This is a genomic window from Streptomyces sp. bgisy130 (assembly GCF_057708345.1).
The window spans coordinates 23,683-44,906 of record NZ_JBYISA010000023.1; the positions used below are offsets into that span (position 1 = coordinate 23,683).

Below are 21,224 nucleotides of genomic sequence, written 5' to 3' on the forward strand. Positions count from 1 at the left end.
TCCGAGCCGTCGCCCGGATTGCGGCGGCGCCGGTACGGAGTTGGTGTGCGGCTGTGACGTGGGAGCGCCCGTGCGGCGGCGGGGCGGGATCTCCGCGGCCGGCCGCCGCCTTCGAGGGTGATCCGCCGGACGGACCGGCCCGCGCCGCGCCGGCCCGTCCGTAGCGGTCAGCCCGTGGGCAGGATGCGGCCGGTGACCTCGCCCAGTCCGATGCGGGCGCCGTCGGGGCCGGGCGCCCAAGCGGTGAGGGTGACCTCGTCGCCGTCCTGGAGGTAGGGGCCCTTGCCCTGGGTGAGTTCCAGCAGGCAGCCGAGCTGGTCGGGGTCGGGGCCGGAGACGGTGCCGGAGGCGAACAGATCGCCGGTGCGCAGCGAGGCGCCGTTGACGGTCATATGGGCGAGCTGCTGGGCGGCCGTCCAGTACATGGTGGAGAACGGCGGCCGGGAGACCGTCTCGCCGTTGATGCGCACCTCGATACGGATGTCGATGCCGCCCGGCTCCGCACCCGCGTCATCGAGGTAGGGCAGCAGCGGGAAGTCCCGGGCGGGCGGCGCCGTACGGGCCTCGTCGAGGGCGTCGAGCGGGGTGACCCAGGCGGAGACGGAGGTGGCGAAGGACTTGCCGAGGAACGGGCCGAGCGGCACGTACTCCCAGGCCTGGATGTCGCGCGCCGACCAGTCGTTGAGGAGGCAGACGCCGAAGACATGGTCGCGGAAGGCGCCCAGTGCGACGGGTTCGTGCAGCGTGGAGGGCGCCCCGACGACGAAGCCGACCTCGGCCTCGATGTCGAGACGGAGGGACGGGCCGAAGGTGGGCGCCTCGTCCGCGGGGGCCTTGCGCTGGCCCCGGGGCCGGACGACCGGGGTGCCGGTGACGACCACGGTGCCCGCCCGGCCGTGGTAACCGATCGGCAGATGCTTCCAGTTGGGGGTCAGCGCCGCGTCGTTCGGGCGGAAGATCCGGCCGACGTTGGTGGCGTGGTGTTCGCTGGCGTAGAAGTCGACATAGTCGGCGACCTCGAAGGGGAGGTGCAGCGTGACCCCGTCCAGCGGATGGAACAGCGGCGCCACTTCGTCGCGGTGCGCGGGGTCGGTCACGGCGCTGTGGACGGCCGCGCGGATCTGCCGCCAGACGGGACGGCCGGCGGCCAGCAGCGGGTTGAGGGTTGGCGCCGCGAGCAGTTCGGCGTGCGGGTGGATGGCGGCGGGCAGCGCGCTCGGCAGGGCGCTCAGATCGAGGACGCTGTCGCCGTAGCGGACGCCGAGGCGGCGCCGGTCGGGCGCGTCGGCGGTGCTGAAGACGCCATAGGGGAGGTTGTGCGGGCCGAAGGGATCGCCTTCCGCCAGGTCGAACGGGCTCTGCTCGGGCATGGACAGCTCCTCGCGTGCGTCGTCGCCGGTGGGCGGCCGGGGCCGGGTGGCCGCGGGCCGTGGGGCCGTCGATCAGATTACGGCCGGGCGGTGATCAGCGGGGCGGTACCGGGGCGCGCGGGCGCGGAGGCGTACGCAGACGCCGGGCGGTGGCGCGGTGCGCCGCGCCCCACGCATCGGTCATGTCCGGAAAAGTCTTGCCGCGCTGCGCAATTCCGGCCTAACTTCCTTCCCTGACCGGCGGGAGGACGGGGCCACCGGGCGGGAGGGGCGGACCGGCGGGTGACGGGGCGGTTGCTCCCCTCGCCGAAGAGGCGGCCGGGCGGCCGTTCTTCACGCGAGGGAGGGACCGAAGTGAGCACTCCGGTAGCGGTCATCGGGGCCGGTCCGTACGGGCTGTCGACGGCCGCGCATCTACGGGCGTACGGCTTGCCGGTGCGGGTCTTCGGGCAGCCGATGCAGAGCTGGCGCGCGGGGATGCCCACGGGCATGCTGCTCACCTCACCCCCCGCGGCCTCCGCCATCGGCGTCCCGCAGCCCGGCCACACCCTCGGCGACTTCTGCGCGGCGACGGGGGAGGGGCCCTATACGGCGGACCGGGACCTCGTCCCCGTGGAGACCTTCGTCCGGTACGGGCAGTGGGTGCAGCAGCGGCTGGTCCCCGGGCTGGAGCAGGTCCGGGTGGTCTCGGTCGACCGGCGGGCGGACGGCTTCGAGCTGAAGCTGGACAGCGGTGAGCAGGTCGGCGCGCGGGCGGTGGTCGTCGCCACCGGCCTGACCGGACTGGCGCATCTGCCGCCGGAACTGGCCGCCGCGCTTCCGGACGGCCCGTCCGCCACCGGCCCGGTCTCGCACAGCTCGCAGCACCACGAGCTGTCCGCGCTGGCCGGCCGGGACGTGGTCGTGATCGGCGCCGGGCAGTCGGCGCTGGAGAGCGCGGTGCTGCTCACCGAGGCGGGCGCGGCGGCCGTACGGGTGGTGGCGCGCGGTCCTGGCGCGGTGGGCTTCGGCGCGCCGCCGGACCACCGGCCGCGGCGGCGCCCGCCGGCGCCGTTCGGCAGCGCCTGGTCGCGGTATGCGCCGGCGTATTACGCCGGTGTCTTCCGCCGGCTGCCGGTGCCCGCCCGGCGGTATCTGGGGAGCCGGGTGCCCGTCCCACGGGGGGCGTGGTGGCTGCGGGAGCGCTTCACCGACCGGGTGCGGGTGACGCAGGGGCGGCGGATCGTACGGGCCACGGTCCGCGACGGCCGCCCCGTACTGGCGCTGCGCGGCGCCGACGGGCAGGGCGGGGAGGTCGTCGCCGACCATGTGCTGGCCGCGACCGGCTACCGGATGGATCTGGCGGCGCTGGACTTCCTGGGTCCGGGGCTGCGCACCGGGATCGTGGTGCGGGCCGGCGGTCCGCTGCTGGACGGCGGCTTCGGCTCGTCCGTGCCGGGGCTGTATTTCACCGGGCTGCCGGCGGCCGCCTCCTTCGGGCCCGCGATGCGCTTTGTGTGCGGTACGGAGTTCGCCTCGCCGCGGCTGGCCAGGGCGGTGGTGCGGGCGTACGGGTGAGACGGGGGCGCGCATCGGCCCGGCACCTGGCGGTGACCCCGGGGCGCCCGGTGTCCCGTATGCCGTGTGCTTGCCCCGCCCGGCCATGACGGCCGGTGCTGCTGGGCGGGGTGCGTCGGCGCGGAAGTCGTCCTGCGCCACGGTGATTTCGCACGGTGCGGTGACCGGTGCGTCCGTCCCGGGGGCGGGTCGGTGACCGGGGCGGGGTTTTCCGGCCATGGCCGGTCCGCGGGGCCTTGCCCGCGCGGAAGCGGACCGGGGATGCTGGCGGTTGCCGGTCCCGCTCTTCCCGTTCGCCGGTCCCGCTCCTCCGCGTCGCAGCGCGTCAACAGATGATCAGGAACATCCCGGCCGAGGGGTCGCCGTGCTTCCCGGGCGGTTCGGGGGGCGGGCGCTCACGGTGATCGAACTGCGACCGGATACGCTGGCCAATGGTGGAGACAGCGACAGATCGACATTCAGTTTGATCGTCAGCAGACAGGAGTACCCCTCGTGACCGTCGTCGGGCCCTTCGGGCTGAGCGTGCGGGACCAGGCTCTTGAGGCCGATGTCCAGGCCGGGTTGGCGGCTGTCGAGGAGGGCCTGCTGGAGGCCACCAAGAGCGACGTGCCGTTCATCACCGAATCCGCGCAGCATCTCGTGCGCGCGGGCGGCAAGCGGTTCCGGCCGCTGCTGGTGATGCTGGCCGCCCAATTCGGTGACCCCTACAGCCCGGGTGTGGTGCCCTCCGCCGTCGTCGTGGAGCTCACGCACCTGGCGACGCTCTACCACGACGACGTGATGGACGAGGCCGATGTGCGCCGCGGGGTGGCCAGCGCCAACGCCCGCTGGGGCAACTCCGTCGCCGTGCTGACCGGCGACTTCCTGTTTGCCCGCGCCTCGCACATCCTCGCCGACCTCGGGCCCGAGGCGGTCCGGATCCAGGCCGAGGCGTTCGAGCGCCTGGTGACCGGCCAGATCCTGGAGACCGCGGGCCCGCGCGACGGCCGGGACCCCATCGACCACTACCTGGACGTGCTCGCGGGCAAGACCGGCTCGCTGGTCGCCGTCGCCTGCCGCTTCGGCGCGATGATGTCGGGTGCCGAGGAGTCGACGGTCAACATCCTCACCCAGTACGGCGAGCGGCTCGGGACGGCCTTCCAGCTGGCCGACGACGTGCTGGACATCGCCAGCGACTCGCACGAATCGGGTAAGACGCCCGGTACGGACCTGCGTGAGGGCATTCCGACGCTGCCGGTGCTGCGGCTGCGGGCGCGGGCCGAAAGCGCCGACGGCACCCCCGAGGACCGCGCGCTGTGCGAGCTGCTGGCCGGCGACCTCACCGACGACGCCCGGCACGCCGAGGCGCTGGCCGGTCTGCGCGCCCACCCGGCGCTCGAAGAGGCCCGTCGCGACACCGTGCGCTCTGCGCAGGAGGCCCGCGCGATGCTGGCGCCGCTGCCCTCGTGCATGGCCAAGTCGGCCCTTGAGGGGCTCTGCGACGCGGTGGTGCACCGAGCGGGCTGAGGCATTCCGCCCCGCCTGTCCCTGCGGCCTCCCGCCGCGCCTGTCCCTGAGGCATGCCGCGGCGCCCGCGCCTGCGTCATGCGTCCCGGCCTGCGGCTCGGCTCCGCATCCCCGAGGACATTTCCCGGTATCCCCTAGGGAGTGCTCCACCTCCTGTGGTACGGCCTACGACCTGAGGTGATCGTGCGTCATACCTCAGCAGTACGAGGAGTTGCTCCCGCGGGCTGACGTTTTGCGCCAGGCGATTTGGTGAGATGGAACCACCTGAGCGCGGCGGGCAGGTCACCATGGGCCCCAGGGGGGAATGCGTGGACAGCGCAGCAGCCGCCGCATACGACGGAGGTAGGGCAGATGCCACGGAACGAACCGACCGAGGTCACCGACGGATGGGGCGGGGAGCGCTCCCCGAAGCGCCGTAAGGCGGTGCGATATGGCGTGCCGGTCGCGGTGGCGGGAGTGTCGGCGGCCATGATCGGGCTGGTCCCGGCGTTCGCCGGCTCCGCTCCGGACCTGCCGAAGATCTCGGCGCAGGACCTGATAGCCAAGGTCGCCAAGTCCGATGTCCAGCAGCTCTCCGGCACGGTCCGGGTCACCACGGACCTCGGCCTGCCGACCCTGCCGGGCGCCGGTGGCGGAGCGGGCGGCTTCGGCGGCGCCCCGGACGGCGGCGCGCAGGGCGGGGACGCGCAGGGTGGCGACGATGCCTCCGCGGCGCCCCAGCAGAAGCTGATGGAGCTGGCGTCCGGTGCGCACACCCTGCGCGTCGCGGCCGACGGCCCCGAGAAGCAGCGGGTGTCCATCGTGGACAAGGCCGCCGAGTACAGCCTCGTCCACAACGGCAAGGACGTCTGGGCGTACGACAGCGGCAGCAACACCGCCGTGCACAGCAGCGACCCCGACGGTGCGTCCGGCAAGCAGCACCGGGCCCCCGGGGGCCTGCCCAAGGACCTGAAGACCGCGACGCCGCAGGACCTCGCGAAGCAGGCCCTGGAGGCGGCCGGTGACACGACCTCGGTCACCGTCGACGGCACCGCCAAGGTCGCCGGACGGGACGCCTACCAGCTGCTGATCAAGCCCAAGCAGGCCGGTTCCACGGTCGGCTCGATCCGGGTCGCGGTGGACGCCGCCAACGGCGTGCCGCTGAAGTTCACCCTGACCCCGAAGAGCGGTGGCGCCGCCGCCGTCGACGTCGGCTTCACCAACGTCGACTTCGCCAAGCCCGCCGCCAGCACGTTCTCCTTCACCCCGCCCAAGGGTGCCAAGGTCGTCAACGGCGACAAGGAGCGCGCCACCGCGCAGCGCGAACACGGCAAGGACGCCCCGTCCCGCAAGCACCTCGCCAAGGAGGTGGACGGGATGGACATCATCGGCAAGGGCTGGACGTCCATCGCCACGATCAAGGGCGACGGCTCCGGTCTGCCCTCCGGCAAGGACATGGACAAGGCCAAGGGCGCGGGCGGCGACGTCGGCAAGTTCCTGGACAGCATCGGCGACAAGGTCAACGGCAAGTTCGGCTCCGGCCAGGTCTTCAGCACCCGTCTGGTCAATGCCCTGGTCACGGACAACGGCACGGTCTATGTCGGCGCCGTCGACAAGCAGACCCTGATCAACGCGGCCAACGCCGCCAAGTAAGGCACCACCGCGGCCTCGCGGGACCGCCGCGCCACCCCTTCGCGGGGGGCGCGGCGCGGCCCGTGGGCCTCGTACGACAGGGGGAACCGATGCCGGCACCGCCCGCCCCGGGGCCCGGCCGGGTGCGCCCGCCCGCTGACGGGGCCGGGCCGCCGCCGGCCGGGGAGCGGGCGATCGAGACCCAGGGGCTGACCAAGGCGTACCGCGGCGGCCGGCTCGCCGTCGACGGCCTCGATCTGGCCGTACCGCGCGGCAGCGTCTTCGGCTTCCTCGGCCCCAACGGCTGCGGCAAGACCACCACCATCCGGATGCTGATGGGCCTGATCGAGCCGACCGCCGGCCGCGCCCGGGTGCTCGGGCAGCCGATGCCCGCCGCGGGCCGCCGGGTGCTGCCCCGGGTCGGCGCGCTCATAGAAGGCCCGGCGCTCTACGGCTTCCTCAGTGGGCGGGACAACCTCCGCCGCTTCGACGCCGCCGACCCGGCCGCCGATCCCCGGACCCGCGAGGCGCGGGTCGGCCGGGCGCTGGAACGGGTGGGCCTGGCCGCGGCGGCCGGCAAGAAGGCGCGCGCCTACTCCCTCGGCATGAAGCAGCGCCTCGGCCTGGCCGCGGCCCTGCTCCAGCCCCGTGAGCTGCTGGTGCTCGACGAGCCCACCAACGGCCTGGATCCCCAGGGCATGCGGGAGATCCGTGCCCTGGTCCGCGAGCTGGCGGCGGACGGCACGACCGTCTTTCTCTCCTCCCATCTCCTCGACGAGATCGAGCAGGTCTGCACCCATGCCGCGGTGATGGCCCGCGGCCGGCTGCTCACCCAGGGCACGGTCGCCGACCTCTCCGCCACGGTCCTCGGCCCGCACGGCCACGCCCGGCTCACGGTCACCACGCCCGACACCGCGGACGCGGCCCGGGTGCTGAAGGAGTGCGGGGTGACCGGGGTGGAGGTCACCGACGACCGGGTGACGGGCGAACTCCCGCCCCCGGACGCCCCGCTGGACGGGGCGCAGGACGCGGCGCCGCGGGAGATCGCCGAGCTCAACGCCGCGCTGGTGCACGCCGGTGTGCGGGTCCGCGGCTTCGGCACGGCGCGCGCCTCGCTGGAGGATGTCTTCGTGGCGCTGACCGGGGAGGGCTTCGATGTCGCAGGCTGAGGCGGTGGCGCGGACGCCCCGGCCGCTGTGGTCGCTGGGGCTGCTGCGCAGCGAGATCGTCATGACGTTCCGGCGCTGGCGCACCCTCGCGCTGCTGGCGGTGCTCGCGGGCGTACCGGTCCTGGTCGGTGTCGCCGTCCGGATCGAGACCGGTGGTGGCGGGCCGGACGGCGGTGGCGGCGAGGGCGGCCCGGCCTTCCTCTCCCAGGTCACCCACAACGGCCTGTTCCTGGTCTTCGCCTCGCTCGCGGTGACCCTGCCGTTCTTCCTGCCGATGTCCGTCGGCGTGATAGCGGGCGACTCCCTCGCCGGCGAGGCCCATGGCGGGACGCTGCGCTATCTCCTGGTCGCCCCCGCGGGCCGTCTCCGTCTGCTGCTGGTCAAATACGCCACGACCCTGACGTTCTGTCTGGTGAGCACCCTGGTGGTGGCGCTGTCCGCCCTGGCGACCGGCGCGCTGCTCTTCCCTTTGGGCGAAGTCACCCTGCTCTCGGGCACCTCCGTGTCCTTCGGCGAGGGCCTGTTGCGGGCCCTGGCCATCGCGGTCGCGGTGGCGGTGTCCCTGACCGGGGTGGCGGCCATCGGCCTGTTCGTCTCGACGCTCACCACCAGCGGCATAGCGGCCATGGCGACCACGGTCGGCCTGCTGATCACCGTGCAGATACTGGACACCCTCCCGCAGCTGCACGCCCTCCAGCCCTACCTCTTCCCGCACTACTGGCTGTCCTTCGCGGATCTGCTCCGCGACCCCGTCTACTGGGACCAGCTGGAGAAGAACCTCGGCCTCCAGGCGCTGTACGCCGTGGTGTTCGGCTCGGCGGCCTGGGCGCGCTTCACCACCCGGGACATCACTGCGTGAGGCGGGGAGGCCGCGGTGTCCCCGGCTGCTCCGCGGCGGCCTGCGCCGTTGCCGCCGGGGGCGCTTCGGTGGCCGCTTCCGGGGGAGGTGCCGCCGCGGCCGCCTGCGCCGCGGCCTCGGCCAGCGCCGCCCGCGCCCGCCCCGCGGTCCGCAGCGCGTCCCAGGTCAGCACCGCCAGCGCCAGCCACACCAGCGCGAACCCGGCCCAGCGCTCCGGCGGCATCGTCTCGTGGAAGACCGTGAGCCCCAGCAGGAACTGGAAGGTCGGCGCCAGGTACTGGAGCATCCCGATCATCGTCAGCGGCAGCCGCACCGCCGAGGCGCCGAAGCAGATCAGCGGCACCGCCGTCGCGACCCCGCAGGCCGACAGCAGCAGCGCCTGGCCCACCCCGGTGGTGAAACTGGCCTCGCCGCGCAGGCCGAGGAAGACCAGAAAGCCCAGCGCGGGCAGCAGCTGGAGGGCCGTCTCGGCGCTGAAGCCCTCGATCCCGTCGAGCTTGATGCCCTTCTTGACCAGGCCGTACGTCGCGAACGAGAAGGCCAGCGCGAGCGCGATCCAGGGCATCCGGCCGTAGGCGACGGTCATCACCACGACGGCCAGCGCGCCGATGCCCACCGCCGTCCACTGGAGCGGACGCAGCCGTTCGCGCAGCACCAGGACGCCGAAGGCGATGCTGACCAGCGGATTGATGAAGTAGCCGAGCGATGCCTCCAGGACGTGCCCGGAGTTGACCGCCCAGATGTAGAGGAACCAGTTCGCCGAGATCACCAGGGCGCTGACCAGGATCAGCCCCAGCCTGCGGGGCTGCCGCAGCAGCGGGCCGATCCAGGACCAGCGGCGGAGCACGGCCAGCAGGACGACGGCGACCGGCAGCGACCACACCATGCGATGGGCCAGGATCTCGGAGGGCGCGGCGTCGTCCAGCAGACGCCAGTAGAGCGGCAGCAGGCCCCACATGGTGTAGGCGGCGATGCCGTAGGCGAGTCCGGTGCGCTGATCGCTTCGAGGCTGCAAGGGGACCCTCCTGGTGGTGCCGTGACGCCCTGGTGAACGTAGCGCCGCCCGGACCGCCTGTCATGCCCGTCTTGCCATACGGTCATGACGGTCCACGAGCGGCGCTCCGGGGCAGCCCCTGCGGCCCCTCCAGCCCCTTCAGCGCCTCCGCGATCGCCTCGGCGAGCGGTGTGGTCGGCCGGCCGATGAGCCGGGACAGCTCCCCGGGTGTCGCGGCCAGCTCGCCGCGGGCGATCCCGGTGTCCGCGTCGGCGACCAGCTGGGCGCCCAGCGCCGGTACGCCCGCCTCCACCAGCAGCGCCGCATACTGCTCCGGCGGCAGATCGCGGTACGCGATGCGCCGGCCGGTCTGCCGCGAGACCTCGGCCGCGTACTCGGTCATCGTCCAGGCGGTGTCGCCGCTCAGCTCGTACACCGTGTTCTCGTGGCCGCTGCCGGTGAGCACGACGGCGGCCGCCTCGGCGTAATCCCGGCGCGCGGCGGTGGCCACCCGGCCGCCGTCCGCGCTGCCCACGACGGCGCCGGTCTTGAGGGTGCCGGCGAGCGCGCCCGTGTAGTTCTCGTGGTACCAGCCGTTGCGCAGCAGGCAATACGGCACCCCGGACGCGAGCAGCGCCTGCTCGGTGGCGAGGTGCTCCTCGGCGATCGAGAACGTGGCCGTCGGCCCGCCCAGCACGCTGGTGTACGCCAGCAGCCCGACGCCCGCCTCCCGCGCGGCGTCGATCACGGTGCGGTGCTGGGTGAGGCGCTGCCCCGCCTCGTTCCCGGAGATGAACAGCACCCGGTCACCGGCCGCGAAGGCGCCCTGGAGGGTTTCGGGGCGGCTGTAGTCCGCGGTCTTGATCTCCACCCCGCGGGCCGCGAGGCCGGTGGCCTTGGACCGGTCGCGGGCGAGGGCGACGATCTCGCCCGGGGTGGTGCGCCGGAGCAGTTCCTCGATGACGAGCCGGCCGAGTGCCCCGGTGGCGCCGGTGACGACGAAGCTCATGAGTACCCCCTGTGGGCGTCGCTGGCTTGAGGACCCGACCGTACGCCTGCGCTAAACGATCGTCTATGACGGGTGTACGGATAGCTGGTACGGGATCCCCTTCAGCATCGCCCGGCGGCGCGGCACCGGCACGGCGCGGGGGAGGGGCGACCTGGCGCGAGCCGGCCTGGCGCGAGCACGGCGCATAACGAACGGGTGCCTCCGGGAGCGTGGTGTAACGCTCCCGGAGGCACCCGTGCGGCACCGGTCGGTCAGCCGACGACCGTCCAGGTGTCGTTGCCGGTCAGCAGGGTGGCGAGGTCGCCCTTGCCCTTCTGTTCGATGGCGGCGTCCAGCTGGTCGGACATCAGGGTGTCGTAGACCGGCCGGTCGACGCTGCGCAGCACACCGATGGGGGTGTGGTGGAGGGTGTCGGCGTCGGCGAGCCGGGAGAGCGCGAAGGCCGTCGTGGGCGAGGGGTTGTGGGCGTCGTGCACCAGCACCCCGCCCGTGCCCTCCTCCCGGACGTCGATGACCTTGAGGTCGCCGGTGGCCGGGTCGCGGACCACGCCCTTGGAGCCGAAGCCGTCGGGGGCCAGCGCGCCGAAGCGGATCGGCTGCCCGTGCTCCAGCCGGATCACGGCCTCCTCGGCCTGCTCCTTGTCCTTGAGGACCTCGAAGGCGCCGTCGTTGAAGATGTTGCAGTTCTGGTAGATCTCCACCAGCGCCGTGCCGGGGTGGGCGGCGGCCTCGCGCAGCACCGAGGTGAGGTGCTTGCGGTCGGAGTCGACGGTGCGGGCCACGAAGGACGCCTCGGCGCCGAGCGCCAGCGAGACCGGGTTGAACGGCGCGTCCAGCGATCCCATCGGCGTCGACTTGGTGATCTTGCCGACCTCGGAGGTGGGGCTGTACTGGCCCTTGGTCAGACCGTAGATCCGGTTGTTGAACAGCAGGATCTTGAGGTTGACGTTGCGCCGCAGGGCGTGGATGAGGTGGTTGCCGCCGATGGACAGCGCATCGCCGTCGCCCGTGACGACCCAGACGGACAGATCGCGCCGCGAGGAGGCCAGGCCGGTGGCGATGGCCGGGGCGCGGCCGTGGATGGAGTGCATCCCGTAGGTGTTCATGTAGTACGGGAAGCGGGAGGAGCAGCCGATGCCGGAGACGAAGACGATGTTCTCCTTCGCCAGGCCGAGCTCGGGCATGAAGCCCTGCACGGCGGCGAGGACGGCGTAGTCACCGCAGCCGGGGCACCAGCGCACTTCCTGATCGGACTTGAAGTCCTTCATGGACTGCTTGGCGTCGGCCTTGGGCACCAGGGAGAGCGCCTCGATCTGCGAGGGCCTCTCCGAGATCGCCTCAGTCATTGATGGCCTCCTTAAAGACCTCCGCGAGCTGCTCGGCCTTGAACGGCATTCCGCTGACCTGGGTGTGCGACTGCACGTCGACGAGGTACCTGGCGCGCAGCAGAGTGGCGAGCTGTCCGAGGTTCATCTCCGGCACGATCACCTTCTCGTAACGCGCCAGGACCTCGCCGAGATTCCGCGGGAAGGGGTTGAGATGGCGCAGATGGGCCTGCGCGATACGGTCTCCCGCGCGCCGGACGCGCCGGACCGCCGCGGTGATCGGTCCGTACGTCGAACCCCAGCCCAGGGCAAGGGTCCGGGCGCCCTGGCCGCTCTCGTCGGCCGGGTCGTCGACCTCGAGGTCGGGCACCTCGACGCCGTCCACCTTCGCCTGGCGGGTGCGCACCATGAAGTCGTGGTTGGCGGGGTCGTAGGAGATGTTGCCGGTGCCGTCCTGCTTCTCGATGCCGCCGATGCGGTGCTCCAGGCCCGGTGTGCCCGGCACGGCCCAGGGGCGGGCCAGCGTCCGCTCGTCGCGCTTGTACGGCCAGAAGACCTCGGTGCCGTCCGCCAGCTGGTGGTTGGTGCCGGAGGCGAACTGGACCCGCAGATCGGGGAGTTCCTCGATGTCGGGGATCCGCCACGGCTCGGAGCCGTTGGCCAGATAGCCGTCGGAGAGCAGGAAGACCGGGGTGCGGTAGGTCAGCGCGATACGGGCCGCGTCCAGCGCCGCGTCGAAGCAGTCGGCGGGCGTCTTCGGCGCCACGATCGGCACCGGTGCCTCGCCGTTGCGCCCGTACATCGCCTGGAGCAGGTCGGCCTGCTCGGTCTTCGTCGGCAGACCGGTGGAGGGCCCGCCGCGCTGGATGTCCACGATCAGCAGCGGCAGCTCCAGGGAGACCGCGAGACCGATGGTCTCCGACTTCAGCGCCACACCGGGGCCGGAGGTGGTGGTCACCGCCAGTGCGCCGCCGAAGGCCGCGCCCAGCGCCGCGCCGATACCGGCGATCTCGTCCTCCGCCTGGAACGTCCGCACACCGAAGTTCTTGTGCTTGGACAGCTCGTGCAGGATGTCGGAGGCCGGGGTGATGGGGTACGAGCCCAGATACAGCGGCAGATCCGCCTGCCGGCCCGCCGCGATCAGCCCGTAGGACAGCGCGAGGTTCCCGGAGATATTGCGGTAGGTGCCGGTGGGGAAGTCCTTGGTCGCCGGTGCGACCTCGTAGGAGACGGCGAAGTCCTCGGTCGTCTCGCCGAAGTTCCAGCCCGCCCGGAACGCGGTGACGTTCGCCTCCGCGATGTCCGGCTTCTTGGCGAACTTCGCCCGCAGGAACTTCTCGGTGCCCTCGGTCGGCCGGTGGTACATCCACGACAGCAGGCCCAGCGCGAACATGTTCTTGCTGCGCTCGGCCTCCTTGCGGGAGAGCCCGAACTCCTTGAGCGCCTCGATCGTCAGTGTGGTCAGCGGCACCGGGTGGACGTTGTAGGCCTCCAGCGAGCCGTCCTCCAGCGGGCTGGTGGCATAGCCGACCTTCGCCATCGGGCGCTTGGTGAACTCATCGGTGTTGACGATGATGTCCGCGCCCCGCGGGACGTCGGCGATGTTCGCCTTCAGCGCGGCGGGGTTCATCGCGACCAGCACATTCGGTGCGTCACCCGGCGTGAGGATGTCGTGGTCGGCGAAGTGCAGCTGGAAGCTGGAGACGCCCGGCAGGGTCCCGGCAGGGGCCCGGATCTCGGCGGGGAAGTTGGGCAGCGTCGACAGGTCGTTGCCGAATGACGCCGTCTCGGAGGTGAACCGGTCGCCGGTGAGCTGCATACCGTCACCGGAGTCACCGGCGAACCGGATGATCACCCGGTCCAGACGTCGGACTTCTTTGCCATCGCCCCCGTTGCCGGAAGCGCGTTGTTCCCCGACAAGCGCTGCGTCGGTCTGCTCGGCTGGGCTACTGACCTGGCTGGTCACTGCTTCGGACCTCCCTCGAGGGGTGCGGCGTCCCCGCCGGAGGCAGGGCTCGGGACGTGTCGTACCGACCGGTTGTCCCATAACCATCGTACGTGGGTAAGGGTGGCCTTCCTTGGGTCGATCGCATGGTGGACGTCAACATGAGACAGCGATCTGGTGCGTTTTGTCATGAAATCACCGCCCCCGTGACCCCGTTCTTCATGACGCTCCGGACTCCTCCATTGGTTCTACGCCCAAAGCCCTGGACCTGGGCGGAAAACACCGCAGCCAGCTCATCTGACAGAGTGTCAGATCCTCAGGAGTTCAGATAGGTGAGCACGGCAAGCACTCTGCGGTGATCCCCGTCACTCTGCGCCAGGCCCAGTTTCGAAAAGATATTGCTGACGTGTTTCTCGACCGCACCGTCGCTGACCACCAGCTGCCGGGCGACCGCGGAGTTCGTCCGGCCCTCGGCCATCAGCCCCAGCACCTCCCGCTCCCGGGGTGTCAGATGGGCCAGCACATCCTGCTTACGACTGCGGCCCAGCAGCTGGGCGACCACCTCCGGGTCCAGCGCGGTCCCGCCCCCGGCGACCCGGACCACCGCGTCGACGAACTCCCGCACCTCGGCCACCCGGTCCTTGAGCAGATAGCCGATACCCCGGCTCGAACCGGCCAGCAGCTCCGTCGCGTACTGCTCCTCGACGTACTGCGAGAGGACCAGCACCCCGAGGCCCGGGTGGTCCCGGCGCAGCCGGATCGCGGCCCGCACGCCCTCGTCGGTGTGCGTCGGCGGCATCCGTACGTCCGCCACCACCACATCCGGCGGTGCGCCCTCGTCCGCCAGCTCCCCGATCACCTTGATCAGCGCCTCGGCGTCCCCCACACCGGCCACGACCTCGTGTCCCCGGTCGGTGAGCAGCCTGGTCAGCCCCTCCCGGAGCAGCACCGAATCCTCGGCGATGACCACCCGCACCTTGTCCTCCACGGCTCAGATCCCCCCTGCGTCATCCCGCCCCGTCCCTGCCGGCCCCCAGCATCCCAGCATCCGGACGGAGGCGGGGCCGGGAAGGGGGTCCGGGGCGCAGACAGGGGTTCGGAGGCGCGGACAGGGGGTTGCGGGCGCCGGGTGTGGGGGTGGGGCGGGGCCCCGGCGGGGCTGTCGCGGTGGTGCTGACCCGGCGGGGTTGTCCCGGCGGCGCGCTCAATGTCGTGCGGGGGCCATTCGCCGGCGCCGCCCGGCGGTCCTCCGCCGATGCCGTTCGGTGGTTATCTGCCAGTGCCGTCCGGTGGTCATCCGCGCCACGGCAGCTCGGCGGTGATGCAGGTCGGGCCGCCGGGCGGGGAGTCGACTATCAGCAGGCCGTCGACCGCATCCAGCCGTTCGGCGAGGCCGGCCAGGCCGGTGCCGCTCTCCGTGTGTGCGCCGCCCTGCCCGTTGTCCGTGACCAGCACCATGAGCCGGTCCGCGGTGTGCCAGACATCGAGCGTGGCGTTGGTGGCCCGGGCGTGCTTGGAGACGTTCTGGAGCAGCTCGGAGGCGGTGAAGTAGGCGATGCCCTCAATCGCCGCGGCCGGCCGGCGGTCCACATCCACCGTCACTGTCACCGGAACCGCGCACCGCGCGGACAGTGCCGACAGCGCCGGGCCAAGACCCCGGTCGGTGAGGATCGCCGGATGGATGCCGCGGGCCAGGTCGCGCAGCTCCTGGAGCGCGGTCTTCACCTCGCCGTGCGCCTCGTCCACCATCTTGGCCGCGGCCTCCGGGTCCTCCGCCAGCTTCTCCCTGGCCAGGCCCAGGTCCATGGCGAGGGCCACCAGCCGGGCCTGTGCGCCGTCGTGCAGATCGCGCTCGATGCGGCGCAGGTCGGCCGCCGCGGTGTCCACCACCACCCCACGGTCCGACTCCAGCTGCGACACCCGGGTGGCGAGCACGGAGGGCCCGAGCAGGCCGTCCACCATGACCCGGTCGACCTGCGTCAGCCCGTGGATCACCCACGGCCCGGCCAGGACCAGCAGCAGCCCGAACCCGCAGGTCAACCCGATCTCGGTCGGGGCGTCGAAATAGACGCCGTGGCCGGAGCCGTCATCCCACATCAGCGCGCTCGGCTGGTCGAGATAGGCGGGGAACGTCCACCGCCACAGCGGGTAGCTCAGCAGCACCCAGCCGACGGACCAGAACGTCAGCGAGAAGACGAAGGAGAAGATCGCCCACGGCATGTGCAGCAGGGCGTAGACGACGTGCCGCCAGGACGCCCCGCTCTTCAGCACGGCCCCGACCCACCCCATCAGGCCCGGCTTGGAGGCCCGGGGCGGCTCCGGATCGGCGACCTCCAGCCCCAGGAGGGCGCGGGCCCGCGCCCGCTCCAGAGCGCCCAGCCCACGGCTGCCGGCCAGGCCGCCCGCCAGCACCGGGATACCCAGGAACGTCACCAGCAGACCGGCGCCCAGCGCGAGCACCGTTATCGCGTACGTGAACATCAGGACGGACATCGGGAGGCTGAGGAAGAGATAGAGGAACTCCCGCCAGGTGCGCCCGGAGAACGGGGCGCGCAGCCCCACAGGTACCCGGGAGCCGCGAAGATGCGGTGCGTATGAGGTATCCATCGTCTCGTTGTCCGTTCTGCCGGGCGCGGCCATGCCTGTCGGCGCCGCTGTCTGCTCCGCCGCTCGGTGCGGCTTTTTCCGCCATGACAAGCGTCCGCGACCGGCACTTCCCGCACCATGAGGGTTCTCGCAGTCTTCGCCGGGGGTTATCCCCACCCTCGGACCTGCGGTCGACCACAACCGGCCGCACCGGCCCACCGCGCGCCGCCCCACCGCCGCGGGCCGTGGCCCACCGCCCCACCGCGCCGCCCCACCCCGCCGGGCCGTCGCGCCCTCAGACCACCGCCCCGCCACGCCGGCGCCCGGCCCCGGCCCTGTCCCCGGCCCCGGCACCAGCCCCGTCCTCCGTCCGCTCCCGCCACGGCAGCTCCGCCGTCACCCGCGTGGGCCCGCCCACCGGCGAATCCAGCACGAACAGCCCGTCCACCGACCCCAGCCGCTCGGCGAGCCCGGCCATCCCGCTGCCGCCGTCCAGCCGCGCCCCGCCCTTCCCGTCGTCCGACACCTGGATCAGCAGCCGTCCGCCCGCCCGTCGCCCGCCACCGCCCCTGTCCGAGGCCCCTGCGGACCCGCCCTCCGGGACCCGCCACACCTCGACGGACGCCTGCCGCGCCGCACTGTGCTTGGAGATGTTCTGAAGCAGCTCGGAGACGGTGAAATAGACGATGCCCTCGATGGCGGCCGCGGGCCGCTCGGACAGGTCCACGGTCGTCGTGACCGGCACCGTGCAGCGCCCGGCCAGCGAGGTCAGTGCGGGCCGCAGCCCCCGGTCGGTGAGGATCGCCGGATGGATGCCCCGGGCCAGGTCCCGCAGCTCCTGGAGCGCCAGCTTCACCTCGCCGTGCGCCTCGTCCACCATCGCCGCCACGCTCTCGTCGGCCCGGCCCTCCAGCAGCTTCTCCTTCGCCAGGCCGAGCCCCATGGCGAGCGCCACCAGCCGGGCCTGTGCGCCGTCGTGCAGATCCCGTTCGATGCGCCGCAGGTCGGCGGCCGCGGTGTCGGTGACCGTCACCCGGTCCGTCTCCAGTTCGGCGATCCGCCGCTCCAGTTCGTCGGACGGGGAGAGGAGCCCGCGCACCATCGCCCGGTCCACATTGGTCAGCCAGCGCGCCACCCAGGGCAGCGCCGGCCACCCCAGGAAGAACAGGACGAAGACGACCAGGAACGTGAGGAGCGCCCACGGCAGCCGGATGAACGTGAACAGCGCATGCCGCCAGGCGACCGGATCCTTCAGACTCGCCCACAACCACGGCAGGACCCCGGGCTGCCGCGCCCGCAGCGGACTCGGCTCCTCGACCCGCACCCCCAGCAACGCCCGTGCCCGGGCCCGTTCAAGCCTCCCGTATTGCCGGCACGCCTGTAGCCCCGTGGCCAGCAGCGGCAGGGAGATCACGATGAGGGACAGCCCGATCCCCGTTACCACCCACACCGTCAGCACCGCGAACGCCGCGATGCCCAAAGGGAAGTTGGCCAGCAGATAGGCGATCTCCCGCCACGTCGGGCCGCTGAGCGGCGCTCTGGGCGGCGGTGGTGAGGTGCCGTCAAGGGCGTCCTCGGCAGCACTGGGGCGGGAACTCTCCGTCATGCGCCCCAGATTGCCCGGTGGCCGCCCGGGGTGCCATGGGGTAGCTGGGTGGACCGGGGTGGGGTTTGCCCCCTTCCGCTCCTCGCGTCGAGCGTCCCGGCGCAGGTCAAGGTGGGTGTGCCGGGCCGGGGCGCGGTGCCTGTCCCGATATCGGCGTGGTGGACACGGCGCGCCGACGGGACCGTAAGGTGTGGCGATGCACAACGGGAGGGGCGAGGTGCCATGGCGCGGGGTTACGACGGCCAGTTGCTGAAGCCGGATGACGTCGCGGACCGGCCGGAGTCCGCCACACGGGACCTCGCCGACGCGGTGGCCTCCCCTCTTGAGGTCCGCGGCTGGGGATGGGGCGAGCGGAGCCGGGCCTGGACGGCGGTGACGGCGAGTGTGCTGCTCGCGGCGGTCACCGGGGCCTGCGCGGGCAGCTGGTACGGGAACGGGGACGCGGCCCTCTGGCTGGGTGCCGCCGCCGTCCTTGTCACCGTCGCGGGTGCGGCCGTCGGCGCGCTCGCCGCGCGGCACGGGCAGCACGCCCCGGGAGCCGCCCTGTTGCTGCTCGGCGGGGTGCTCGGCGTGGCCGCGGCCTGGCAGGCGACCCCGGACGGCGCCGCCCGGCTCGCCGCCGTCGGACTCACCGTGGCGGCCGTGCTCGCGCTCCTCGGGCTCTGTACGGGGCTGGGGCGCGGCGGCCTGACCGGTGCCGCGTCGCTCGCGCTCGCGGTGGGCGCCTGGGAGCTGGGCCTGGCGCTGACCACCCCCGCACGTACGGGAGTTGTGCTCGGTTTCGTCTCTGTCCTGGTTCTGGGCCAGCTGCCGCGCCTCGCACTACGGGGCGCCGGTCTGACCCGGCTCGACGATCTGCGCTCCGGCGGTACGCCGGTCAGCCGGCACCAGGTGGCGGGCGCGCTGGGCGCCACCCACCGGGAGCTGGCCCCGGCCACCACGGTCGCGGCGGCCTCGGCCGGAGCGGCCGGGGTGCTCGAGGTGCAGACACCCGGCCTCTGGACCGTGCTCGCCGCGCTGCTGCTGTGCATCGTGCTGTGCTCACGGGCCCGGGCGTATCCGCTGGCGGTGGAGGTCGTCGCGCTGCTGGCGGCCGGTCTGGCGGTCGGCGTACGGCTGGTGCTGCTCTGGGCCGCCGAAGGCGGGGCGGCGGCGCCCGCGCTGGTCGTGCTGGGCCTGCTGGCGGTGCTGCCGGCCGCGCTGCTCGCGGTGCGGATCCCGGAGCCCTCGCTCGCCCGGCTGCGGCGGTGGCTGGACCATGCCGAGTCGGTGACCGTAGTGGCGCTGATCCCGGTCACCCTCGGGGCTTTCGGGCTCTACGGCCTGCTGTTCGGCGCATCCTGACCGGGAGAGGCGGTGGAGGGGACATGTCATCGGCGGAGCGCAACCCGGAGCAAGAGGGATCGGGAGCGGACGGGGGAGGGGGTGTGGACGCGGTGCAGGCGATGAATCCGGCTCCTGGGGCCTCTACGGCAAGGGAGTTGAGCGCGGCGGGAAATACGGGCGAGAGCGGCGAGTGGGGTATGACGGGCGAGGCGGGAGCGATGACTGAGCCGGGGGCGATGAGCGGGTCGGGCGGCGGTCCGGCGGGGCAGGGGTCCGCCCCGGGGGCGCCGGGAACGCCGGGGGTTCCAGGGGCGCCCGCGGGCATGCCCGGGGCCGGTCCGATGCCGCTGAGCACGTCGATGCCTCCGGGTGGGGCGACGGGGCACGCCGAGCCTATGTCTTCTCCGGCGATGCCTACGGCTGGGCTGACGTCGCCGGCCGCTCCGGCGATGTATTCGGCCGGGATGACGCCGTCGGCCGCTCCGGCGATGCCCTCCGCTCCGGTCCAGCCGTCCGGCCCGGCCGCGACGTCGCCCGGCCCCTCGTCACCCACCCCGCCGGCTTCCGCGCACCCCGCACCAGGAGGACCCGCACCAGGAGGACCCGCACCAGGAGGACCCGCACCAGGAGCGCCCGCCCCTGGAGCACCGGCCCCCGGAGCCCCCGCCCCCGCGCCCGCTCCCGGTCGCTACGGCCGGGCCGGGCTGCCGGCCCGGACGCCGCTCTCGGTGCCCCTGCTGCCGCCGGAGCTGGCCGACGGGCAGCCCCGGCCACGTCGCGGCGACCCCGCGGCCCGGCGTGCGGGCCGCGCGCTGCGCCGGGTCTTCGCCTCGTCCCCGGCCGCCGAAACGGCCGCGGTCACGCAGGCCGCGCACGCCATCCAGCAGCCCGTGGCCACGGGCCGGCAGATCGCCGTGTCCAGCATCCGGGGCGGCGCCGGCAAGTCCACCCTCGCCGCCCTGCTCGCGCTCACCTACGCGCACTACCGCTCCGACCCGGTGCTCGCCGTCGAGGCCGATCCGGCGCTCGGCACGCTGCCGCACCGGCTCGGCGCCCGCGAGGTGCGGTGGTCGGGCAGCGATCTGGCGCAGATCGTCGAGCCGTCGATGCTGATCACGGATCTGACCGGCTATCTCCTCCCGTTCGCGGGCGGCGGCTGGCTGCTGCCCGGGAGCCAGGGCGCCATCGGCACCCGGCTGGACCTCGACACCTACCGCGTGGTGATGACCTCACTGCGCCGGCACTTCGCGGCCACCGTCGTGGACTGCGAGACGCTGCCCGCCGAAGTGGCGCGCACCGCGCTGGTGACCACCCAGGCGCGAGTGGTGGCGACCCCGGCGACCCCGGAGGGCGTGGCCGCCACCCGCGCCGTACTGGACTGGGTCGGCGGGCTGCACTCCGGCCTGCTGCCCACCACGGTCGTCGTGCTCACCCACACCTCACCCGACAGCGGCGTCGACGTCCGCCGGGCCGCCGAACACCTCGGTGCCGGGGGTGCGGCGGTGCTGCCGCTGCCCTACGACAGGCATCTGGCGGCCGGCGGCGCCATCCGTACGGAGCTGCTCGGCGAACGCACGAGGGAGGCGGCGGCGCGGATCGCGGCCGAAGTGATGGACCGTGCGGTCTCGCGGGAACCGGGCCGGCGGCAGCAGCAACGGCAGACGACGGTCCACCGGCCGGGACAGCCACCGGTGTACGTCCCCGGACAGGCGACGGTCCCCGAGGAGCCCCAGCAGCCACAGCGCTCCCAGGGGCACCCCGGTCCCCAAGACCGAGCTCAGCCCCAGGCCGGTCCGCAGCCACAGACGCAGCCCCAGGCCGGCCCGCAGTCGCAGTCGCAGCCCCAGGCCGGACCGCATGCCCAGCCCGGTCCGCATGCCCAGCCCGGCCCGCACGTCCAGGCCGGCCCGCAGTCGCAACCGCACGCCGTTCCCCAGCCCCAGGCCGGTCCGCACGCCCAGCCCCCACACCAGCCCCAACCGGCTCCCCCGTACTACCCGCCCCAGGCCACGCCCCCGGCGCCCGCCCCGCACCAGCCCCCGCCCCACCCCCAGGCACAGGCCGCCCCTACCCAGCTGCCTTCCCAGCCGCCTTCCCCGCCCCCGTCCCCGTCGCAGCCGCCGTCTCAGCCCCTGCCGACGATGCCGGTGGCGCCCCAGCAGGCCGCCGGCCCGGAATCCACCGGCGCCCCCACCGCTCCGGACCTGCGCAGCCCGTTCGACGGAGGCCCGGTCCCGGGAGGGCCGGTCCACGGATGACGCCCGGCCCTCCCCGGACCGTCTCCGCCCCACCTTCCGCCCCATCCTCCGTCCGGTCCGTGAGACAGGTTCTGAGACAACCGGGCCCTCTGTCTACGCTGCC

General features: G+C 73.2%; 15 protein-coding genes. 7 read left to right on the forward strand and 8 right to left on the reverse strand.

Annotated features, from left to right (window positions below):
• Positions 1–167 precede the first annotated feature (167 nt).
• A complete protein-coding gene (gene fahA, locus AC3EUV_RS25820; RefSeq protein WP_435604002.1) occupies positions 168–1,370 on the reverse strand; it encodes a fumarylacetoacetase in 1,203 nt (400 codons plus the stop codon).
• Positions 1,371–1,724: 354 nt separating this feature from the next.
• On the opposite strand from fahA, the gene AC3EUV_RS25825 reads away from it, so the two are divergent.
• The 5 genes from AC3EUV_RS25825 to AC3EUV_RS25845 all read left to right on the forward strand — a co-directional run bounded on the left by AC3EUV_RS25825 (position 1,725) and on the right by AC3EUV_RS25845 (position 8,072).
• Complete coding sequence (locus tag AC3EUV_RS25825) at positions 1,725–2,927, forward strand: FAD-dependent oxidoreductase (protein WP_432143843.1); 1,203 nt, start codon at positions 1,725–1,727, stop codon at positions 2,925–2,927.
• A 492-nt stretch (positions 2,928–3,419) separates the two neighbouring features.
• Positions 3,420–4,433: a polyprenyl synthetase family protein gene (locus AC3EUV_RS25830; protein WP_432143844.1), complete on the forward strand. Its 1,014-nt coding sequence runs from the start codon at positions 3,420–3,422 to the stop codon at positions 4,431–4,433.
• A gap of 351 nt (positions 4,434–4,784) precedes the next feature.
• Positions 4,785–6,065, forward strand: coding sequence for a LolA family protein (locus AC3EUV_RS25835; protein WP_432143845.1), 1,281 nt, complete (start codon positions 4,785–4,787; stop codon positions 6,063–6,065).
• 89 nt (positions 6,066–6,154) lie between these two features.
• On the forward strand, positions 6,155–7,213 hold the full coding sequence (locus AC3EUV_RS25840) for an ABC transporter ATP-binding protein (RefSeq protein WP_435604003.1): 1,059 nt from the start codon (positions 6,155–6,157) through the stop codon (positions 7,211–7,213).
• Positions 7,200–8,072: an ABC transporter permease gene (locus tag AC3EUV_RS25845; RefSeq protein WP_435604004.1), complete on the forward strand. Its 873-nt coding sequence runs from the start codon at positions 7,200–7,202 to the stop codon at positions 8,070–8,072. Before AC3EUV_RS25840 ends, AC3EUV_RS25845 begins: the two co-directional genes overlap by 14 nt.
• Here the strand turns inward: AC3EUV_RS25845 and rarD are convergent.
• From rarD to AC3EUV_RS25880, 7 genes are all read right to left on the reverse strand, one after another.
• Positions 8,062–9,087, reverse strand: a complete 1,026-nt coding sequence (gene rarD, locus AC3EUV_RS25850; RefSeq protein ID WP_435604005.1) for an EamA family transporter RarD — start codon at positions 9,085–9,087, stop codon at positions 8,062–8,064. The genes AC3EUV_RS25845 and rarD overlap by 11 nt on opposite strands.
• Before the next feature lie 82 nt (positions 9,088–9,169).
• Complete coding sequence (locus AC3EUV_RS25855) at positions 9,170–10,075, reverse strand: SDR family oxidoreductase (RefSeq protein ID WP_432143849.1); 906 nt, start codon at positions 10,073–10,075, stop codon at positions 9,170–9,172.
• A gap of 251 nt (positions 10,076–10,326) precedes the next feature.
• Positions 10,327–11,421, reverse strand: coding sequence for a 2-oxoacid:ferredoxin oxidoreductase subunit beta (locus tag AC3EUV_RS25860; protein ID WP_432143850.1), 1,095 nt, complete (start codon positions 11,419–11,421; stop codon positions 10,327–10,329).
• Positions 11,414–13,366: a 2-oxoacid:acceptor oxidoreductase subunit alpha gene (locus AC3EUV_RS25865; RefSeq protein ID WP_432143851.1), complete on the reverse strand. Its 1,953-nt coding sequence runs from the start codon at positions 13,364–13,366 to the stop codon at positions 11,414–11,416. The genes AC3EUV_RS25860 and AC3EUV_RS25865 overlap by 8 nt, the downstream gene beginning before the upstream one ends.
• 295 nt (positions 13,367–13,661) lie before the next feature.
• Entirely contained in the window at positions 13,662–14,321 is a 660-nt protein-coding gene (locus tag AC3EUV_RS25870; RefSeq protein WP_387240649.1) for a response regulator transcription factor, read from the reverse strand.
• Between the two features lie 317 nt (positions 14,322–14,638).
• Entirely contained in the window at positions 14,639–15,952 is a 1,314-nt protein-coding gene (locus tag AC3EUV_RS25875; RefSeq protein WP_435604006.1) for a sensor histidine kinase, read from the reverse strand.
• 274 nt (positions 15,953–16,226) lie between these two features.
• Positions 16,227–17,537: a sensor histidine kinase gene (locus AC3EUV_RS25880; RefSeq protein ID WP_432143853.1), complete on the reverse strand. Its 1,311-nt coding sequence runs from the start codon at positions 17,535–17,537 to the stop codon at positions 16,227–16,229.
• Between the two features lie 222 nt (positions 17,538–17,759).
• Here AC3EUV_RS25880 and AC3EUV_RS25885 point away from each other — a divergent pair, with 222 nt between their 5' ends.
• Both AC3EUV_RS25885 and AC3EUV_RS25890 read left to right on the forward strand, forming a co-directional pair.
• Complete coding sequence (locus tag AC3EUV_RS25885) at positions 17,760–18,881, forward strand: ubiquitin family protein (RefSeq protein ID WP_432143854.1); 1,122 nt, start codon at positions 17,760–17,762, stop codon at positions 18,879–18,881.
• A 710-nt stretch (positions 18,882–19,591) separates the two neighbouring features.
• Positions 19,592–21,121, forward strand: a complete 1,530-nt coding sequence (locus AC3EUV_RS25890) for a MinD/ParA family ATP-binding protein (RefSeq protein WP_435604007.1) — start codon at positions 19,592–19,594, stop codon at positions 21,119–21,121.
• Positions 21,122–21,224: the final 103 nt, after the last annotated feature.